This is a genomic window from Cellulomonas sp. (assembly GCF_015234515.1).
Taxonomy (GTDB): Bacteria; Actinomycetota; Actinomycetes; order Actinomycetales; family Cellulomonadaceae; genus Cellulomonas.
Map to the genome: position 1 here is coordinate 108909 of NZ_JADGMY010000010.1, position 16436 is coordinate 125344.

Annotated in this window: 14 protein-coding genes; 3 read left to right on the plus strand and 11 right to left on the minus strand. The window is 74.6% G+C overall.

The features are described from left to right. Positions 1–38 precede the first annotated feature (38 nt). The 3 genes from IR158_RS02840 to IR158_RS02850 all read right to left on the minus strand — a co-directional run bounded on the left by IR158_RS02840 (position 39) and on the right by IR158_RS02850 (position 5437). Positions 39–1424 (minus strand): folylpolyglutamate synthase/dihydrofolate synthase family protein, encoded by a 1386-nt coding sequence (locus IR158_RS02840; RefSeq protein WP_291809242.1) that lies wholly within the window; start codon positions 1422–1424, stop codon positions 39–41. Continuing rightward, positions 1421–4681: an isoleucine--tRNA ligase gene (gene ileS, locus IR158_RS02845; protein ID WP_291809245.1), complete on the minus strand. Its 3261-nt coding sequence runs from the start codon at positions 4679–4681 to the stop codon at positions 1421–1423. Before ileS ends, IR158_RS02840 begins: the two co-directional genes overlap by 4 nt. Before the next feature lie 279 nt (positions 4682–4960). Next, a complete protein-coding gene (locus IR158_RS02850) occupies positions 4961–5437 on the minus strand; it encodes a DUF2975 domain-containing protein (protein WP_291809248.1) in 477 nt (158 codons plus the stop codon). Between the two features lie 87 nt (positions 5438–5524). On the opposite strand from IR158_RS02850, the gene IR158_RS02855 reads away from it, so the two are divergent. Continuing rightward, a complete protein-coding gene (locus IR158_RS02855; RefSeq protein WP_291809251.1) occupies positions 5525–6196 on the plus strand; it encodes an HAD hydrolase-like protein in 672 nt (223 codons plus the stop codon). A 27-nt stretch (positions 6197–6223) separates the two neighbouring features. After that, complete coding sequence (locus IR158_RS02860; protein ID WP_291809254.1) at positions 6224–6946, plus strand: HAD hydrolase-like protein; 723 nt, start codon at positions 6224–6226, stop codon at positions 6944–6946. On the opposite strand, the gene IR158_RS02865 is transcribed toward IR158_RS02860, so the two are convergent. Then, on the minus strand, positions 6900–7406 hold the full coding sequence (locus tag IR158_RS02865) for a phosphoribosyltransferase (protein ID WP_291809256.1): 507 nt from the start codon (positions 7404–7406) through the stop codon (positions 6900–6902). The two genes, IR158_RS02860 and IR158_RS02865, sit on opposite strands and share 47 nt — an antisense overlap. Before the next feature lie 153 nt (positions 7407–7559). Between IR158_RS02865 and IR158_RS02870 the strand changes: the two genes are divergently transcribed. Further along, entirely contained in the window at positions 7560–8456 is an 897-nt protein-coding gene (locus IR158_RS02870) for a formate/nitrite transporter family protein (protein WP_291809259.1), read from the plus strand. Here IR158_RS02870 and IR158_RS02875 read toward each other — a convergent pair. The 7 genes from IR158_RS02875 to pnuC are packed head-to-tail and all read right to left on the minus strand — an operon-like array spanning position 8449 to position 16430. Further along, positions 8449–9900, minus strand: a complete 1452-nt coding sequence (locus tag IR158_RS02875) for an AMP-binding protein (protein WP_291809263.1) — start codon at positions 9898–9900, stop codon at positions 8449–8451. The two genes, IR158_RS02870 and IR158_RS02875, sit on opposite strands and share 8 nt — an antisense overlap. Continuing rightward, complete coding sequence (locus IR158_RS02880; RefSeq protein ID WP_291809266.1) at positions 9887–10528, minus strand: hypothetical protein; 642 nt, start codon at positions 10526–10528, stop codon at positions 9887–9889. Before IR158_RS02880 ends, IR158_RS02875 begins: the two co-directional genes overlap by 14 nt. Next, complete coding sequence (locus tag IR158_RS02885; RefSeq protein ID WP_291809269.1) at positions 10525–12285, minus strand: hypothetical protein; 1761 nt, start codon at positions 12283–12285, stop codon at positions 10525–10527. Before IR158_RS02885 ends, IR158_RS02880 begins: the two co-directional genes overlap by 4 nt. Continuing rightward, entirely contained in the window at positions 12282–13211 is a 930-nt protein-coding gene (locus IR158_RS02890) for a hypothetical protein (protein ID WP_291809271.1), read from the minus strand. Before IR158_RS02890 ends, IR158_RS02885 begins: the two co-directional genes overlap by 4 nt. Next, positions 13208–14788, minus strand: a complete 1581-nt coding sequence (locus tag IR158_RS02895; protein ID WP_291809274.1) for an AAA family ATPase — start codon at positions 14786–14788, stop codon at positions 13208–13210. Before IR158_RS02895 ends, IR158_RS02890 begins: the two co-directional genes overlap by 4 nt. Next, the gene (locus tag IR158_RS02900) at positions 14785–15837 is read right to left on the minus strand and encodes an AAA family ATPase (protein WP_291809277.1); all 1053 of its coding nucleotides are present in this window, start codon (positions 15835–15837) and stop codon (positions 14785–14787) included. Before IR158_RS02900 ends, IR158_RS02895 begins: the two co-directional genes overlap by 4 nt. Then, positions 15834–16430, minus strand: coding sequence for a nicotinamide riboside transporter PnuC (gene pnuC / locus IR158_RS02905; RefSeq protein ID WP_291809280.1), 597 nt, complete (start codon positions 16428–16430; stop codon positions 15834–15836). Before pnuC ends, IR158_RS02900 begins: the two co-directional genes overlap by 4 nt. Positions 16431–16436: the final 6 nt, after the last annotated feature.

The window sequence follows — 16436 nt, forward strand, 5'->3', positions numbered from 1 at the left end:
CACCCCGGAGCAGGACGGACGTCAAGGCGAGACGCGTCTCACTCACGTCCCAGCAGCACCCGGGCCTCGGCGACGAGCAGGACGGAGCCCGTCACCAGCACACCGGCGCCCCGCTCCTCCTCGCTCTCGGCACGCTGGACCGCGACGTCGATCGCGTCCGGCAGGCGGGCCGCCACGTGCACGCGGTCCTCGCCGAACACGTCGATCGCGATCTCGGCCAGGTCGTCCGCGTCGAGCGCGCGCGGCGTCGACGCCTGGGTCACGACGACCTCGGCGAGCAGCGGCTCGAGCGCCGCGAGGATGCCCTCGGGGTCCTTGTCCGCCATGACCCCGACGACGCCGACCAGCCGCGTGAAGTCGAACGCCTCGGTCACCGCGTCGGCCAGCGCCTCGGCACCCGCGGGGTTGTGCGCGGCGTCGACCAGGACGGTCGGGCTCGACCGGACGACCTCGAGGCGTCCCGGGGACGTCACGCCGGCGAACGCGGCCTCGACGACCGACCCGTCGAGCGCGGCGCCACCGGTGAGCAGCGCCTCCGTCGCGACGAGCGCCAGCAGCGCGTTGTGCGCCTGGTGCTCGCCGTACAGCGGCAGGAACACGTCGGTGTACACGCCGCCCAGACCGCGCAGCGCGACGAGCTGGCCGCCGACGGCGACCTGCCGCTCGACGACCGCGACGTCGACGTCCTCGCGCACGACGCGCGCGCCGCGCTCGGCCGCCGCCGCCAGGACGACGCCCTCGACGTCGTCGGTCTGCTGCGCGAGCACGAGCGTCGCGCCGTCCTTGACGATGCCGGACTTCTCCGACGCGATCTCCACCAGGGTGTTCCCCAGGTAGCGCTCGTGGTCCATCGCGACGGGCGTCATGACGGCGACCTCGGCGTCGATCACGTTGGTCGCGTCCCAGCGCCCGCCCATGCCGACCTCGACGACCGCGACCTCGACGGGAGCGTCGGCGAACGCGGCGTACGCCATGACGACGAACACCTCGAAGAACGACAGCCGGGGCTCACCGCGCCCGGCCGCGTCCGTGTCCACCATGTGCACGTAGGGCGCGACGTCCTGCCAGACCTCGACGAAGCGCTCGTCGCTGATCGGCTCGCCGTCGATGCTGATGCGCTCGTTGGCGCGCGTGAGGTGCGGGCTGGTGAAGCGGCCCGTACGCAGCCCGTGCTCGCGCAGCAGTGCCTCGACCATGCGGGCGGTCGAGGTCTTGCCGTTCGTGCCGGTCACGTGCAGCGAGCGGAACGCGCGCTGCGGGTCGCCGAGCAGCTCGAGCACCGCGCGGACGCGGCCCAGCTCGGGGTCGATGTCGTGCTCGGGAGCACGCGCGAGGATGCTGCGGTACACCTCGTCCGCGGCCCGGCGCGCCGCCCGGGCGGCCTCGTCCTTCAGGTGGTCCGCGCCACCGCGCTCGCGGCTCACGCGTCGGCCCGCACGACGCTCACGGCGACCTCGGCCACGTCGGCGGCCTCGATCGTGACGGACGACGCGAGCGTCTCGGCGGCGACGAAGTCGCGGTGCGCCTCGACGTCCGCGACGTGCGCCGTCGGGACCCTGAGCGTGAGGTCCACGCGGTCCGCGACGTGCAGGCCCGCGGCCTTGCGTGCGTCCTGCACCGCGCGCACGACGTCGCGGGCGTAGCCCTCGGCCCGCAGCGCGTCGTCCAGCGACAGGTCGAGGACGACGACCACACCGCCGCTCAGGACGGCGGCGGCGACGTCGGCACCAGCACCCTCGCCGACGACCGTCGTCAGCTCGTACTCGGCCGGCTCCAGCGCGACGTCCCCGGCGTCGGTCGTGACGACGACGGTCTCGCCGTCGACCCGCCACGCACCGGAACGGGCGCCCTTGATGACCTGCTGGACGGCGCGACCCAGGCGGGGGCCGGCCGCCCGCGCGTTGACCGCGAGCCGCTGCGTGATGCCGAACCGCTCGGCGGTCGCGGCGTCCGCCTCGACGACGTCGACGTGCTTGACGTTGAGCTCGGCGGCCAGCAGGTCGGTGTACGGCGCGAGCGCGGCGGGGTCGGCCACGGCCACGGTGAGCCGGCGCAGCGGCTGGCGCACGCGCACCTGGTGCGCCTTGCGCAGGCCGAGCGCCGCCGAGACCACGGCGCGGACCTCGTCCATCGCGGCGACCAGCGCGTCGTCCCGGACGAGCGCGTCGACGGCCGGCCAGTCGGTGAGGTGCACGCTGCGTCCGCCCGTCAGGCCGCGCCACACCTCCTCGGTGACCAGCGGCGCGAGCGGCGCCATGGCGCGCGTGAGCTCCTCGAGCGCGGTCCACAGGGTGTCGAACGCGTCGGCGTCCTCCGACCAGAACCGGTCGCGCTGCGTGCGCACGTACCAGTTGGTGAGCAGGTCGAGGTGCTCGCGGACGGCCTCGCACGCGGCGGGGATGTCGTACGCGTCGAGCTGGGCGGTCATCGTGGCGGTGAGCTCACCCGTCCGCGCGAGCAGGTACCGGTCCATCGGGGCCAGCCCGGCGGCGCGCTCGGCCGTGACGCGCTGCGCGGTGTACCCGCGTCCCTCGTCCGCGGCACCCGCGTACAGCGTGAAGAAGTAGTACGTGCTCCACAGCGGCAGCAGCACCTGGCGCACGCCGTCGCGGATCCCCTCCTCGGTGACGACGAGGTTGCCGCCCCGCAGGATCATCGAGGACATGAGCGACCAGCGCACGGCGTCGGACCCGTACTTGTCCCACATCACGACGGGGTCGGGGAAGTTGCGCAGCGACTTGCTGGCCTTGCGGCCGTCGTCGCCCAGCACGATGCCGTGGCACATGACGTTGCGGAACGCGGCGCGGTCGAAGATCGCCGTGGCCAGCACGTGCAGCGTGTAGAACCAGCCACGTGTCTGGCCGATGTACTCGACGATGAAGTCGCCCGGGTAGTGGTGCTCGAACCACTCGCGGTTCTCGAACGGGTAGTGCACCTGCGCGAACGGCATGGAGCCGGAGTCGAACCACACGTCGAGCACGTCGGGGATGCGGCGCATGGTCGAGCGGCCCGTCGGGTCGTCCGGGTTGGGTCGCGTCAGGTCGTCGATGAAGGGCCGGTGCAGGTCGGGCTCGCCGGCCTCGTTGGTGGGCACGCGGCCGAAGTCGGCCTCGAGCTCGGCGAAGGAGCCGTAGACGTCGATCCGCGGGTACGCCGGGTCGTCGCTCACCCACACGGGGATCGGCGTGCCCCAGTAGCGGTTGCGGCTGATCGACCAGTCGCGCGCGTTCTCGAGCCACTTGCCGAACTGGCCCTCCTTGATGTGCCCGGGGATCCACTCGATGCCCTGGTTGAGCTCGACCATGCGGTCCCGGAACTGCGTGACCCGGACGAACCACGAGGACACGGCCTTGTAGATCAGCGGGTTCCGGCAGCGCCAGCAGTGCGGGTAGGAGTGCTCGTACGTCTCGTGGCGCACGAGCGCGGCCCGGTGGGCGGCGTCGACGCGCGCGAGCGGCCCGGTGCCGTTCTTGAGGTCGGCGATGACCTGCTTGTTGGCGTCGAAGACCTGCACGTCCGCGTAGTCGGTGACCTGGGAGGTGAAACGGCCCTTGGAGTCGACGGGCACGACCGGCGTGATGCCCGCGGCGTCGCACGCGGCCATGTCGTCCTCGCCGAAGGCGGGGGCCAGGTGCACGACGCCCGTGCCGTCCTCGGTCGTGACGAAGTCCGCCGCGAGCACCTGGTGGGCGTTCTCGTGCCCCGCGAAGTAGTCGAAGGGCGGCGTGTAGCGCCGGCCGACGAGGTCGGCACCCGTCAGTCGCGCGACGACCGTCGGCTCGTCACCCAGCTCGCGGGCGTAGGCGCCCAGACGCGCGGCGGCGAGCACGACCCGCTCACCCGGGTGGGCCTCGCCGAACGGCGAGCCGGCCGCGGGCTCGACGACGACGTACTCGACGTCGGGGCCGACCGCGACCGCCAGGTTGGACGGCAGCGTCCAGGGCGTCGTCGTCCAGATCAGCAGCAGCTCACCGCTGTCGAGCCGGAACCCGACCGTGAGCGCGGGGTCCTGACGCGACGCGTACACGTCGTCGTCCATCCGCAGCTCGTGGTTGCTCAGCGGCGTCTCGTCACGCCAGCAGTACGGCAGGACGCGGTAGCCCTCGTAGGCCAGGCCCTTGTCGTAGAGCTGCTTGAACGCCCAGATCACCGACTCCATGAAGGACGGGTCGAGCGTCTTGTAGTCGTTCTCGAAGTCGACCCAGCGCGCCTGCCGCTCGACGTACTGCTGCCACTCCTTGGTGTACGTCAGCACGGAGCGGCGGCAGGCCTCGTTGAACGCCGCGATGCCCATCTCGTCGATCTGGGACTTGTCCGTGATCCCCAGGACCCGCTCGGCCTCCAGCTCGGCCGGCAGGCCGTGCGTGTCCCAGCCGAACCGGCGCTCGACGTGCCGCCCGCGCATGGTCTGGTAGCGCGGCACGACGTCCTTGGCGTAGCCGGTCAGCAGGTGGCCGTAGTGCGGCATGCCGTTGGCGAACGGCGGGCCGTCGTAGAAGACGTACTCGTTCTCGCCGTTCTCGCCGGTCGGCCGCAGCGCGACCGAGGCGCGGAACGTGTCGTCCGCCTCCCAGTACCGCAGCACGTCCTGCTCGAGGTCGGGCAGGTCGGGGCTCGGCGGGACGGTCGCGGGAGTGCCGGCGGACGTGCCGTCGGAGGTGCGGTGCAGCGGGTACGCCACGGTCGGTGCTCCTGGTCTCGCGCACCCGGTGGGGTGCGTACGGCCACGAGGACGACGACACCCGGACCACCCGGGCACCACCGCGGTGCCACCTCGCTTGCCGGGGACGGGTCCCCGACCTCTCGCCTGCGGCTGTGACGGGCCTGCCCCGTCCGGTTCTACTGAGGACCCGCGCCCTGCGACGCGCGTCCCGTTCTTCCGGAGGCTCACCGGTGATGGCCGGGTCGATGCCTGTGGAGGCAGTCTATCGGCGTGTGCCGCGTGAGCGCACCGTGGTCGTCAGACGACCGCCGCGAGCTCGGTGCGGTCGGCGGTCGCCGCGACGAGCACGGACCGCAGCACCCGGAACCCGCACGTGAGCCCGACCCCGCCCGCCAGGCACGCGAGCAGCGCGAGCAGGACACCGGGGCCCCCGACGCCCACCACGAAGAGCAGGTGCACGACCGGTGCGGCGGCGAGCACCGTCGCCAGCACCACCGCCCCCGTGGCGACGTCGACGCCACGCAGCGCGCGCGGGGTGAGGATCTCGTCACGATCGACGCGGGTCACGAGCCACCAGGCGGCGCCGAGCAGAACCTGCAGGCACGCGACCGAGGCGATCCCCGACGCGGCGTACGGCAGCACGAGCCCCGCCGTCTCGGTGTACCCGCCGCCGGCCTCGTCGGCGATCAGCGGCAGGAGGGCCTGCAGCAGCAGCGACCCCAGCAGCAGGGCCACGAGGACGATGCGCAGTGAGTGACGAAGCGTCGGCGTCATCTATCGATGATCAATAGATTCCTCTCGACTGTCAAGAGCCTGCGCAGCGATTGGCCCGACGCGCACACCACAAGGCACCATCGCCGCATGACCACCGCCCGGCCCGTGGCCCTGCTCGACCTCGACGGCACCCTCATGGACTCCGCGTCCGGCATCGTCGCGGCCGTCCGCTCCGCGTACGAGGGGGTCGGGCTCCCCGCGCCGAGCGAGGCGGTGATGCGCTCGTTCGCAGGTCCGCCCATCGCCTGGTCGTTCACCACGCACGGCGTGCCGGCCGACCTGCTCGACGCGGCGATCGCCGGGTACGGCGACCACTTCAGCCGGGAGGGGGTGTGGGACACGCGCGTCTTCGACGGCATCCCCGACGCGCTGGCGGCGCTGCGGGACGCCGGTGTGCTGCTCGTCGTCGCCACGGCCAAGCCGTTCCGCTGGGCGCTGCCGATCTGCGAGGAGGTCGGGCTGTCGCCGCTGCTCGACCACGTCGTGGGGGCGCCCGACGACGAGTCCGAGACCAAGGGCCAGATCATCGGTCGCGCGCTCGACTGGGTGCGCGGCACCGTCGGGGACGCACCCGTGCGCGCGGTCATGCTCGGCGACCGCGAGCACGACGTGCACGGCGCCGCCGACCACGGCCTGCCGTGCCTCGGGGCGCTGTGGGGCTACGGCGGCGAGGACGAGCTGCGCGCCGCCGGTGCGGTGGACGTGCTCGCCACGCCCGCCGACGTCCCCGCCGCCGTGCTCGCGCGCGTGAGCGGCTGACGGCTGCCTCCTGGGAGGATGGTCGGGATGACTCCCGCACCTCTGGTCCTGCTCGACCTCGACGGCACCCTGACCGACTCCTACCCCGGCATCGCCGCGAGCGCGCGCGTCGCGTTCACCACGCTGGGTCTCCCCGTGCCGGACGACACCGCGCTGCGCCGCTTCGTCGGCCCGCCGCTCGCCGACTCGTTCCCGCTGTTCGGGGTGGCGGACGACCGGGTCGCGGACGCGATCGCCGCGTACCGCGGCTACTTCCGCGACGCCGGCATGTGGGAGAACAGCGTCTACGCGGGCATCCCGGAGCAGCTGGCCGCGCTGCGTGACGCGGGTGTGCGGCTCGCGGTCGCCACCAGCAAGCCCGAGGTCTTCGCCGCGCCGATCTGCGAGCGCTTCGGCCTCGCACCGTTCCTCGACGGCGTGTTCGGTGCGCCGCTCGACCACGTCGCGTCGTCGAAGGCCACGGTCGTCGCCGCCGCGCTCGACGCGCTGCGACCCGCCGGCGCGGTGCTCATGGTCGGCGACCGCGAGCACGACGTGCACGGGGCTCGCGCCAACGGCGTCGACTGCCTGGGCGTCGCGTGGGGCTACGCACAGCCGGGCGAGCTGCGCGACGCAGGGGCGGTGGGTGTCGTCGACGACGTCGACGAGCTGGCGGCCGCCGTGCTGCGGGCGCTCGCCCCCACCACAGCGGCCCGTGATGCCGTCAGCGTGCCGCCTCGACCGGGGGCAGTGCCGACCACGGGAACGTGATCCAGCGGTCGGTGCGGCGCCACACGTAGTCCGGGTCGACGACCGAGCGGGTCTTGGCGTACAGCACGGCGGTGCGCACCTCGGAGCAGTCCTGCGCCAGCAGCCGCTGCACGAGCGCGAGCGTCTCCCCGGAGTCGGCGACGTCGTCGACGACGAGCGCGCGCAGGCCACGGACCGCCTCGGTGTCGAGCAGCGGCGGCAGCAGCAGCGGCTCGGGCAGCGTGCTGCCCACACCGGTGTAGAACTCGACGTTCATCGTCCCGACGGCCTTGGTGCCCAGGGCGTACGCGATCGCGCCGCCCGGGGGCAGCCCGCCGCGCGCGACCGACACCACGACGTCGGGCACGAAGCCCGAGTCGACGACGGCCTGCGCGACCTCGCGCGCCGCGCTGCCGAAGGTCTCCCAGTCGAGGACCTCACGGTCGGCCGTCGCGTCGCTCGCGCCCTGCGTCGTCGTCATGGCCCCATCGTCGCCCACCGCGCGCCCGCTCCTGTCACGTGCCTCACACGCCGCCCCGCCCTGCGCGCCGTCACCTGCGCGTCCGCAGGGCAGGGCGTGCGGTGGGACGGTCGCCCCGACGCGGGCGGCGACGCGGTGTGACAGCGTGGTTCCGTGAGCACCACCGGCCCCGACGCGGGATCCCTGTTCCCCGGCAAGAACTTCATCAGCACCGTCCTCGAGGCGCTGGAGACGAAGACGGCGATGTCCGGGACGCTCGGCCGCCGCTACTTCATGCGGGCTGCGATGGCGGGGATCATGATCGGCGTCCTGTACGCCGCGCACTACGCCGTGATCACCGCGTTCGCCCAGATCGACGTGGGGGGCTCGACGCTGGAGCCCTTGGGACGCATCGCCGGGGCGCTCACGTTCGGGTGGGCGCTGGTGTTCATCTACTACTCCCGGTCCGAGCTGCTGACGTCGAACATGATGATCGTCTCGATCGGCGCCTACCACCGCCGCACCACGTGGGGCCGCGCGGCACGCATGCTGGGGCTGTGCTACCTCGGCAACTTCGTCGGCGGCCTGCTCGTCGCGGCGTTCCTGAGGTTCTCGACGCTCGCCGACGGTGCCGTGTTCGACCGGATGGTCGCCTCCGCCGACCACAAGCTGGCGTTCGTCGCGGACGGGCCGACCGGCTGGGTCGACCTGCTGATCCGGGCCGTCCTGTGCAACTTCTGCATCAACCTCGCGATGCTGCTGGTCTACAACGGCCTCATCAGCAACGACGTGGCCAAGTCGTCCGTCATGATCGTCGCCGTCTTCATCTTCGCGTTCCTCGGCCTCGAGCACTCGGTCGCCAACACCGTGCTGTTCTCGGTCGTCGGGCTGCAGGAGGGCATCGACCTGGGCCTCGTCGCCGGCAACATCGTGCTCGCGCTCCTCGGCAACTTCATCGGTGGTGGCCTGCTCATCGGCTGGTACTACGCGTACGTCAACGACGACACCCGCTGGCTGCGCGACAACCCGGCAGACCAGGCCGGCACCGGCGGGTCGGCAGACCTCAGCTGAGGCTCGGCACGTCGCAGGAGTAGCGCGCGGGCTTGCCCCCGCCGAGGTCCGCCACGTCGTGCAGGACCTCGAGCTCCACGTGCCGGTCCAGCCACGCGTGCACCGCGCGGGCAGCCGCCTGCGCCGCCGGGGCGTCGGGGGCGACGGCCCGCAGCCGCACGTGCCCGTCGCGGTCCTGGTGCAGGTGCCACGCCACCAGCCCGGCCGTCTGCAGCACCTGCGTGGCGTCGATCGACGGCCGCGCGAGCCCCGCCGAGTCCACGAAGAGCACCGCCGCGCGCCCCTCGAGCCCGACGAGCACCGGCCGACCGTCCGACGCCCTCGCGAGGGCGGCGTGGTCGCCCGTGCGATAGCGCAGCAGCGGCAGGTACGGGTTCTCGTCCACCGTCACCACGACCTCGCCGCGCTGCCCCTCGGGCACGGGCTGCCCGGTCGCGTCGAGCACCTCGACGTGCACGCGCCGGTCGACGAGCACGTGGCCCTGACCGGGGCCGGTCGCGACCGCCACCGGGCCGGTCTCCCGCAAGCCGTACAGGTCGACCAGCGGCGCACCCCACACGTCGCGCACCCGCCGGTGGATCGCCGGCGTCACGTGCGTCGCGCCGTTGACGACCGCCACGGGCCGCACCGCCAGGCCCGCCTCGGCGAGGTCCAGCAGGTGCGTCAACGGGATCGTGCTCGTGCTCACCACCTGGGGGTCGTGCTCCTCGAACCACCGCTCCCGGTCGCCCGGGTCACGCCACGCGCTCGCGTCGAGGTTCACCCGTGCCATGAGCGGCACCGGCGCACCGGCGGGGCGCGGGAACGCCGACATCGCCGACACGTACGTGAACGCGGCGCGCTGGTCGACGAGGTTCACCAGGCCGAGGCGCGTCGCGTCCGACGCCCACGTGACGCCCGCGTGCTCGACGAGGGCGTGCACGAGCAGCAGGTCCGCCGCCACGGACCGCGGGTGCAGCGGCACCAGCAGCGCCGCGCCGGTGCTGCCCGAGCTCGTGCCGTGCAGCACGCGGTCCAGCGGGACGTCGAGCGGCACGTGCGCCGCGAGCGCCGTGACCAGGTCCCGTCGCGTCACGGTCGGCAGGTCGGCCAGGGGGGTCCCCGGGCCGGAGCGTCCGTCGCGTGCCGCGGCGCGGTACCGCGGCACGGTGCGGTGCGCCCGATCGACGAGCGCCGCGACCCAGGCGGGCGGCGTCCCACCGGCGCTCGCGGCGGCAGGCTGACCGCCCGCGAGCGCCGCGAGGTCCGCCTCGTCCAGGCGGTCGCCCGTCTCGTGCACCCAGACGGGCGCCGCCGGGTGCGCACGCGCGGCGGCGACCCGAGCGAGGTCCGCGGCGCCCAGCGTCGGCCAGCGCTCGACGTCGTCGAGCGCCACGGCCCCCATGGGGGCGTACTCGGCCGGTGGGCCGATCGGGTCGGTCGTGCCCGGGTCAGTAGTTGGCATACTGCGCCGCCGCCTCCTTCGCGCGCTGCTCCTCGAGCGCCTGCGCGAGCTCCGCCGCCCGCTGCGCCTCCGCGGCGAGCTCGGCGGCCACCGCCCGGCGGTGGCGGGTGCTCACGACGCGCCACGCGTCCCCCGCGACCGCGGGGGCCTCACCGGCGGGCAGGACGCCGAGGATCGCGAGCGCGGCGCGCGCCAGCTCCTCGCGCGCCACCTCGTCGTCCGTCCAGGCCGCCGGGTCGCGCAGCCCACCGAGCTCGTCGGCCACCGCGAGCGCCGCCGCGACCACCAGCCGGCTGACGCCGCCGCACCGTGCCGCCACGTCACGCACGCCGCCGTGCTGGGCGACGGCCGGGTCGAGCGCCACCCAGCCCGTGAGCAGCGCGAGCACGACCCGGTCCCCGCCCTCGGTGCCCAACCGCTGGTCGAGCGAGCGCAGCTCCGTGGCCTCGGCCACGCGCCCGTCCAGCACGACCGCCAGGTCCGCCAGCGCGGCACCCGGGTGCACGCCGGGGTCGCGCAGGGCCGCGGGGGCCGTCGCGAGGCGGCGCGTGACGCTGACCAGCTCCGGCCCGGGGCGTCGCTCCCCCGGCACCAGCGGGCGCGGCATCCGCGCGTCGTCGTCCCTCATCGCCCCTCCCCCCACGTGGTCCGCGCGAACCGCCGCGCGAACTCCACGAGCGCCTCGTCCCCGGTGACGCTGTGCACGTCGTACCCGTCGGGCAGCCCCGGTCGCAGCCGGTCCAGCCAGTCCGGGGGCACGTCGAGCACGAGCGTGCCCCCGCCTCCTGCCGCCTGCAGCGCCTGCACCGCGACGCCCGCCTCGCCCGGGGCGGGCCGGTCGGCGGCCATCGTCTGCACCCCCGCGTCGGAGATGACGGCGATGTGGGTGGTGCGGGTCGCCGTGGGGCGCCGCCCGTCGGCGCCGAGGTGCGTGCGGCGCAGCACGCCGAGCGGGAAGGACGTCCCGCCGCCGAAGTACGCGACGACGGCGCGCAGCGCGGCGTCGGCGTCCCGGGTGAAGCCGTCGGTCCCGGCCACCTGCCGCGGACCGGACCACGTCGTGGCCTGGACGCGCGCACCGGCCCGCACGGCCGACAGCACGAGCACGGCACCCGCCAGCGCGATCCACGAGAACCGGCGCGGATCGGCCATCGACCCCGAGGAGTCGAGGTACAGGTCGAGGTCGACCGGCACGCGGCCCGGCTCCTGCGGCTCGTCGTCCATGACGTGCCGCCGCACGGTCGTCAGCCCGGGCACCACGACGGGCGACGCGCTCACGGTGCCCACCCAGTCGACGTCCGCGACGTCCTCACCCAGCGCCCAGGGCTCGAGGCCGCCGAGCAAGGGGTCGGGGGGCAGCGGGCGGACCGCCCGGCGGAACGGCACGACGTACGGCGCGGCGCGCTCGCGGTACCAGGCCACCGCGACGTCCTCCAGCGTCGTCGACGCCCCGAGCGCCGTGAGCGTCGCGTGCAGCTCGGGCGGCAGGATCCCGCTGGCGTGCGCGCCCGTCCCGCTGGTGGACGTGGCATCGGGCGGTGCCTGCGGACCGGGCGCCGCGGGCGCGGGCGCCGCGTCACCCACGACGGCCGGGTCGAGCGCCGGGTGCACGATGCCCGCGGCGAGCCCGGCGTCGGCGACGCCGTACGGCAGGCCCTCCAGGGCACCCTCGTCGCCGCACGCGAGCGAGCGGGCCGCACCCGCGACCGCACCCCCCGGCGCCATGTCCGCGAGCTCCTGCTCGAGTGACGTCCGCAGGAGCGCCGCGAACCCTCCCGCGCCGGTCGCCGGGTCCCGGGCGTAGGCCCGGACCAGGCGCGAGCACAGCCAGGCCGCGTCGTCACGGACCGGCACGTCCCGCCCGCACAGCTCGTGCCGCGGCAGGCCCCACAGCAGCTCGTTCGTGCGCAGCACCAGCGCCATGAGGGGGTCGCTCGGCGGACCGAGCGCGCGCCACACCGCGACCAGGTCCGCCCCGCCGGTGCGCTGGAGCCGGTCGTTGATGAGCAGGTCGCACCACAGGTTCGCGACCAGGGGGACGAGGTCGTCGCGGTCGACGAGCCCCGCGCGCACCCGTGCGGCGATCCGCACGCGCGTGCGGGCGTCGACGGGCGCCAGGACGTGGTGGCCCACCTCGTGCGCGAGGACCGCCACCGCGTGCTCCTCGAGGCCGACCCGCACGACGTGCGCGAGGTCGACGTGGACCTCGACGTCGCGGCTGTCGTACCAGGCGAACGACGGCACCTCGGCCACAGGGCGGGTGTGCAGGCGGGGTGCGTGCATGCGCGTCGTCGCACCCCAGGCCGCGAGCGCCTGCGGCCACGCCTCGCCCCAGCGCGCCACGAGGGCGTCGACGTCGTGACCCGGGGCCGCGGGGACGCTCACGCCGCCCGCCCCAGCCGGACCACGTCGAGCGCGTAGGAGTGCACCCTCGCGACCAGCACCACGCCCTGGTCACCGGGGACCACGCCCGTGACCTCGTCGACCCACGGGACGGGCAGGGTGCGGGCGTCCGCACGCTCCGGCGGGGTCACCTCACCGTGGTCCGCGAGGCCGACGACGGCCGAGCCGTGCACGTCGGCCACCACCGCGCCGACCGCGCCGTCCACCACCGCGAGCCACCCGGTGGGACCTCCCGCGGCGACCCGGGGCACCTGCACCCACGGCCCACCCCAGCCCACGAACCCGCCCACGCGCTGCACGACGCCCGGCTCGTCCGACCGGCCCGGCCACCACCACCGGTCCGACCGGTGTCGCTCGAGCGTCGCGGTGACGGTGGCGGACGGCACGTCGAGGAGCGCGGCCACGACGGAGGGCGGCAGGGAGCTCGCGGCGTCGAGCGCCGCGTCCCGGTAGCGGGCGAGACCGCAGCGCCACGCGGCGACCAGGAGCGCCGGGCGGACGTCGGCCGCCCGCTCCGGTGCGTCCGCGGCGGCCACGCGCGCGACCCACGGGTCGAGGAGCCCCGCGCGGGCGATACCGCGCGACGCCGCGAGCACCGCCGGCACGACGTCGTCGGGCCACGCCCGGAGCCACGAGGACATGCGCGGCAGCACCCGCAGCACCACCGTGCGCGGCACCGCCTCGGCGTGCCAGCGGCCGCGCGCGACCAGGTCGAGCGTCGCGCGCACGATCGTCAGACCGGCCCGCGGGTCGTCGCCCACCGCCGCGAGCACGGGCTCCAGGTCCGTCAGCGCGGCCCGCGCCGTCGCCGCGTCGACACCCCACGCCGCGGCCTCCCGCAACCACGGGTCGACCGTCGTCGCGTGCGCCCGCACCAGCGCCGCCACGCCCGGGGCGGACGACGTCACACGGACTCCCAGCGCAGCCAGCGCAGGTAGGAGGAGTACCGCTGGTGCGCGTACTTCAGGGCCAGCGCGTCGTCGTACATGTCGCCGTGGAGCTTGGTGCGCTGCCAGCCCGACAGGATGCGCTCGATCGTCGCCAGGCGCGCCAGGACCGTCTGCTCGTCGAGCCCCTCCAGGCCCGCGGCCAGCTCGGACAGCACGTCACCGACCGGGTCGTCGTCGTCGAGGCCCGCCGCGTCGTACTGCAGGCAGGCGGTGTCGAAGATCTCCCGCAGCCACGACACGCGGTCGGTGCGCAGCGCCTCGCGCTCGGGGTCGTCGAACGCCGGGGCGTCGAGGTCGGGCTGCAGCTTGTCGTGCAGCACGAACGGCAGGACGGCCCGCAGGTCGTCGAGCTCGACCTGCGCGTCCCCGCGGAAGTACGCCATCGCCTTCGCGTAGAGCACGAGGGACTGCAGCGCGCGCACCGACAGGCCGTTCAGCGTCTGGGCGCCCACGTCGTCGCGCCGGTCCCTCCCGTCGTCGGCGACGAGGAGCGTGTGCGGGTCGACGCCCGCCAGGCGGGCCGTGTCCTTGGTGCGGTACTCGAGCTGCCGGCCCGCGCGCTCGAGCAGCTCGAGCTGCGCGGCGAAGAACTCCAGGCGACGACGCACCGCCTGCGGCACCGGCACGGCGATGACTTCCCGGTGCAGCCGGTCGTGCTCGTCGGCGTCGAAGACGATGCCCGGCGGCACGTTCTCCTCGGGACGCAGCCCGCGCTCTGCCCGCTCCACGAGGTCGCCGAGGAAGCGGGAGTTGAACGCCAGCGCCTTGACGACGACGTCGATGCGGTCCCGCAGCGCGTCGACCACCTGGAACGTCCCGCCGCCCGCGTCGTCGTTCGCCGTCAGGTACCACGCCGAGGCACCCGTCTCGAAGAACTGGTCGAACACCTCGACGTACCCGTCCGCGAGCACCGTCAGCAGGGCCGACTGCGTGCGCGTGGGGATGCGGTTGTACTCGTCGACGATCTTCACGCGCATCCCGAGCCACGACCGCCACGCGACGTCCACGTCCGCGAGCCGCTCGGCGTTGACCAGGTCGCGGGGCAGGGGCGTCCCGAACATGTCCTGCACCGTCAGCTGCGGGTGGCCGTGCTGCATCGCGCGGCGCACGTCGCGCACCGGGTACCCGGCGATCACGCCCATGAGGACGGCCGACGCGGTCTTCCCCCGACCCGGCCCGCCGACGAGCAGGCAGCGCCCCCGCACCGCGAACGTCAGCAGCGGCAGCAGCACGAACGACGAGTACGACTGGTCGGTCGGCAGGTGGACCGCCGCCTGCGAGTCGCCCAGGCGGTACGTCGTGCGCGCCTGCCCGGGTGCCGAGAACTCGACGTCGTAGTGCGGGCTGATGACCGCGTGGTTGACCATCCAGAAGTACGCCTGGCGCAGCTTCTCGTCGAGGCGGGGGACGTCGGCCTCGGGCGCGGTGTGCTCGTCGGCGAACAGGTGGGCGGCATCCAGCTCGACCTGCGTCGCGCCTGCCGCGCCGGCGCGCGTGGGTGCCTGGGAGACCTGCTGCAGGTCGTGCTCGTTCACGCCGAGAGTGTGGCACGGTCGCCGTTGGCCTCGGGCAGCGGCGCGGCGAGGTCACGCGGCCGGCCCAGCAGCTCGTCGACCAGCGCGACCGCGGCGTCGAACCGCTCGGTGCGCGAGCCCCGCAGCTCGACCCACGGCACGCCGTCGGCGTCGCGGCGGCGCGTCAGCTCCTCGCGGAACCGCTGCTGCATCGCGTGCCGCACGTGCTCGCCGTCGCGCCACCCGTCCTGCACGAACGGGATCTCGTCGCCCGTCAGCAGGTACAGGTCCGGGACCCGGGGCTCGGCGAGCGCCGCGACGCCCGGCGAGGGCCGCCCGACGTAGCGCTCGTGCCACAGGACGGTCGCGGTCACGTCGGTGTCGCAGACCAGCAGCGGGCGCGGTGTGCGCCGGGCCGCGTCGTCCTCGCGGCGCGCCTGCTCGCGGGCCACCAGGTCGAACTCGGCGGTGTGCCACGGCGCGTCCAGGCCGCCGTCGCGCAGCGTCGTCCACTCACGCCCGAACTCGGGCACGGCCGGCAGCCCGTAGTGCGCGGTGAGGGCCCGCGCGAGCGTGGTGGTGCCGGTGGACTCCGCCCCGGTGACGACGACACGACGCACGAACCAGGCCCGGAAGCTCGCGGGCAGCGCCCACCAGTAGCGCGCGGGGTCGGCGCGCACGGCGGTGCCCGACACCGGGAGCCCTGCACGCCCGGGGTCGACGCGGTGCCACTGCGCGCCGAGGCGTCGCGCGAGCTCCCCGCCGTAGGAGTCCGACGTGACGACCAGGTCGACGGGCGCGTCGAGCAGCCCACGGATCACCGCGACGTGCGCGTCCCACGCCGCGGGGTCGGCGTAGTCGACCGGGTGGTCGTCGAGCCCGTGCACGACGTGGGCGGTCGGCAGCTCCTCGCGCAGCCACGACGCGCGCAGCGCACCGGGCAGCGACTCGGCGCTCGACGCCAGGACCTGCACGGTCACGCGGTCGCACCGGGCCTGTGCCGCGCGCACGAGCGCGAGGTGCCCGGCGTGCGGCGGGTAGAACTTGCCGATGACCAGCCCGTGCCTCACGCGGCGACCTGCGTGGGTGCGGGCGCCGCGGGCGTCGCGGCGGGCAGGTCGCGCGACCACTGCCGCCACCCGTGCACGCACAGCCCGATGAAGAGCAGGTACAGCCCGGCGGTGAGGTGCAGCCCCAGGCTGACGTACAGGACGACCAGCAGGACGTCCGTGACGATCCACACCGCCCACGACCCCAGCCACTTGCGGCCGAGCATGACCTGGGCGACGAGGCTCAGCGACGTCGTGGCCGCGTCGGCCCACGGCTGCACCGACTCCGCGGTGCGGGCCAGCAGGGCCGCGACCGCGACCGTCGTCACCACGACGGCGACCAGCGCGACGGGCCACACCCACCGCGGGGTGCGGCGCACCGTCAGGCGCTCCGCGTCCGCACCGCCGCGCACCCACCAGTACCAGCCGAGCGCCGCCAGCACGAGGTACACGACCTGCAGCGCGGCGTTGGCGAGGATCCCGGACTGCCAGAACACCACGGCGAACACCACGTTGTTCGCGATCCCCACCGGGAAGTTGGCGACGTGCTGGCGCGTGGCGAGCCACACGCACAGCGCACCGGTGACGAACCCGACGACCTCGAACCAGTTCACGGGAGG

Bases quoted from the DNA above. Each gene is read 5' to 3' on its own strand.
- IR158_RS02865 (WP_291809256.1), bottom strand. From the start codon at position 7,406: ATGACGACGACGCAGGGCGCGAGCGACGCGACGGCCGACCGTGAGGTC.
- IR158_RS02850 (WP_291809248.1), bottom strand. From the start codon at position 5,437: ATGACGCCGACGCTTCGTCACTCACTGCGCATCGTCCTCGTGGCCCTG.
- IR158_RS02855 (WP_291809251.1), top strand. From the start codon at position 5,525: ATGACCACCGCCCGGCCCGTGGCCCTGCTCGACCTCGACGGCACCCTC.
- IR158_RS02875 (WP_291809263.1), bottom strand. From the start codon at position 9,900: ATGCCAACTACTGACCCGGGCACGACCGACCCGATCGGCCCACCGGCC.
- IR158_RS02880 (WP_291809266.1), bottom strand. From the start codon at position 10,528: ATGAGGGACGACGACGCGCGGATGCCGCGCCCGCTGGTGCCGGGGGAG.
- IR158_RS02860 (WP_291809254.1), top strand. From the start codon at position 6,224: ATGACTCCCGCACCTCTGGTCCTGCTCGACCTCGACGGCACCCTGACC.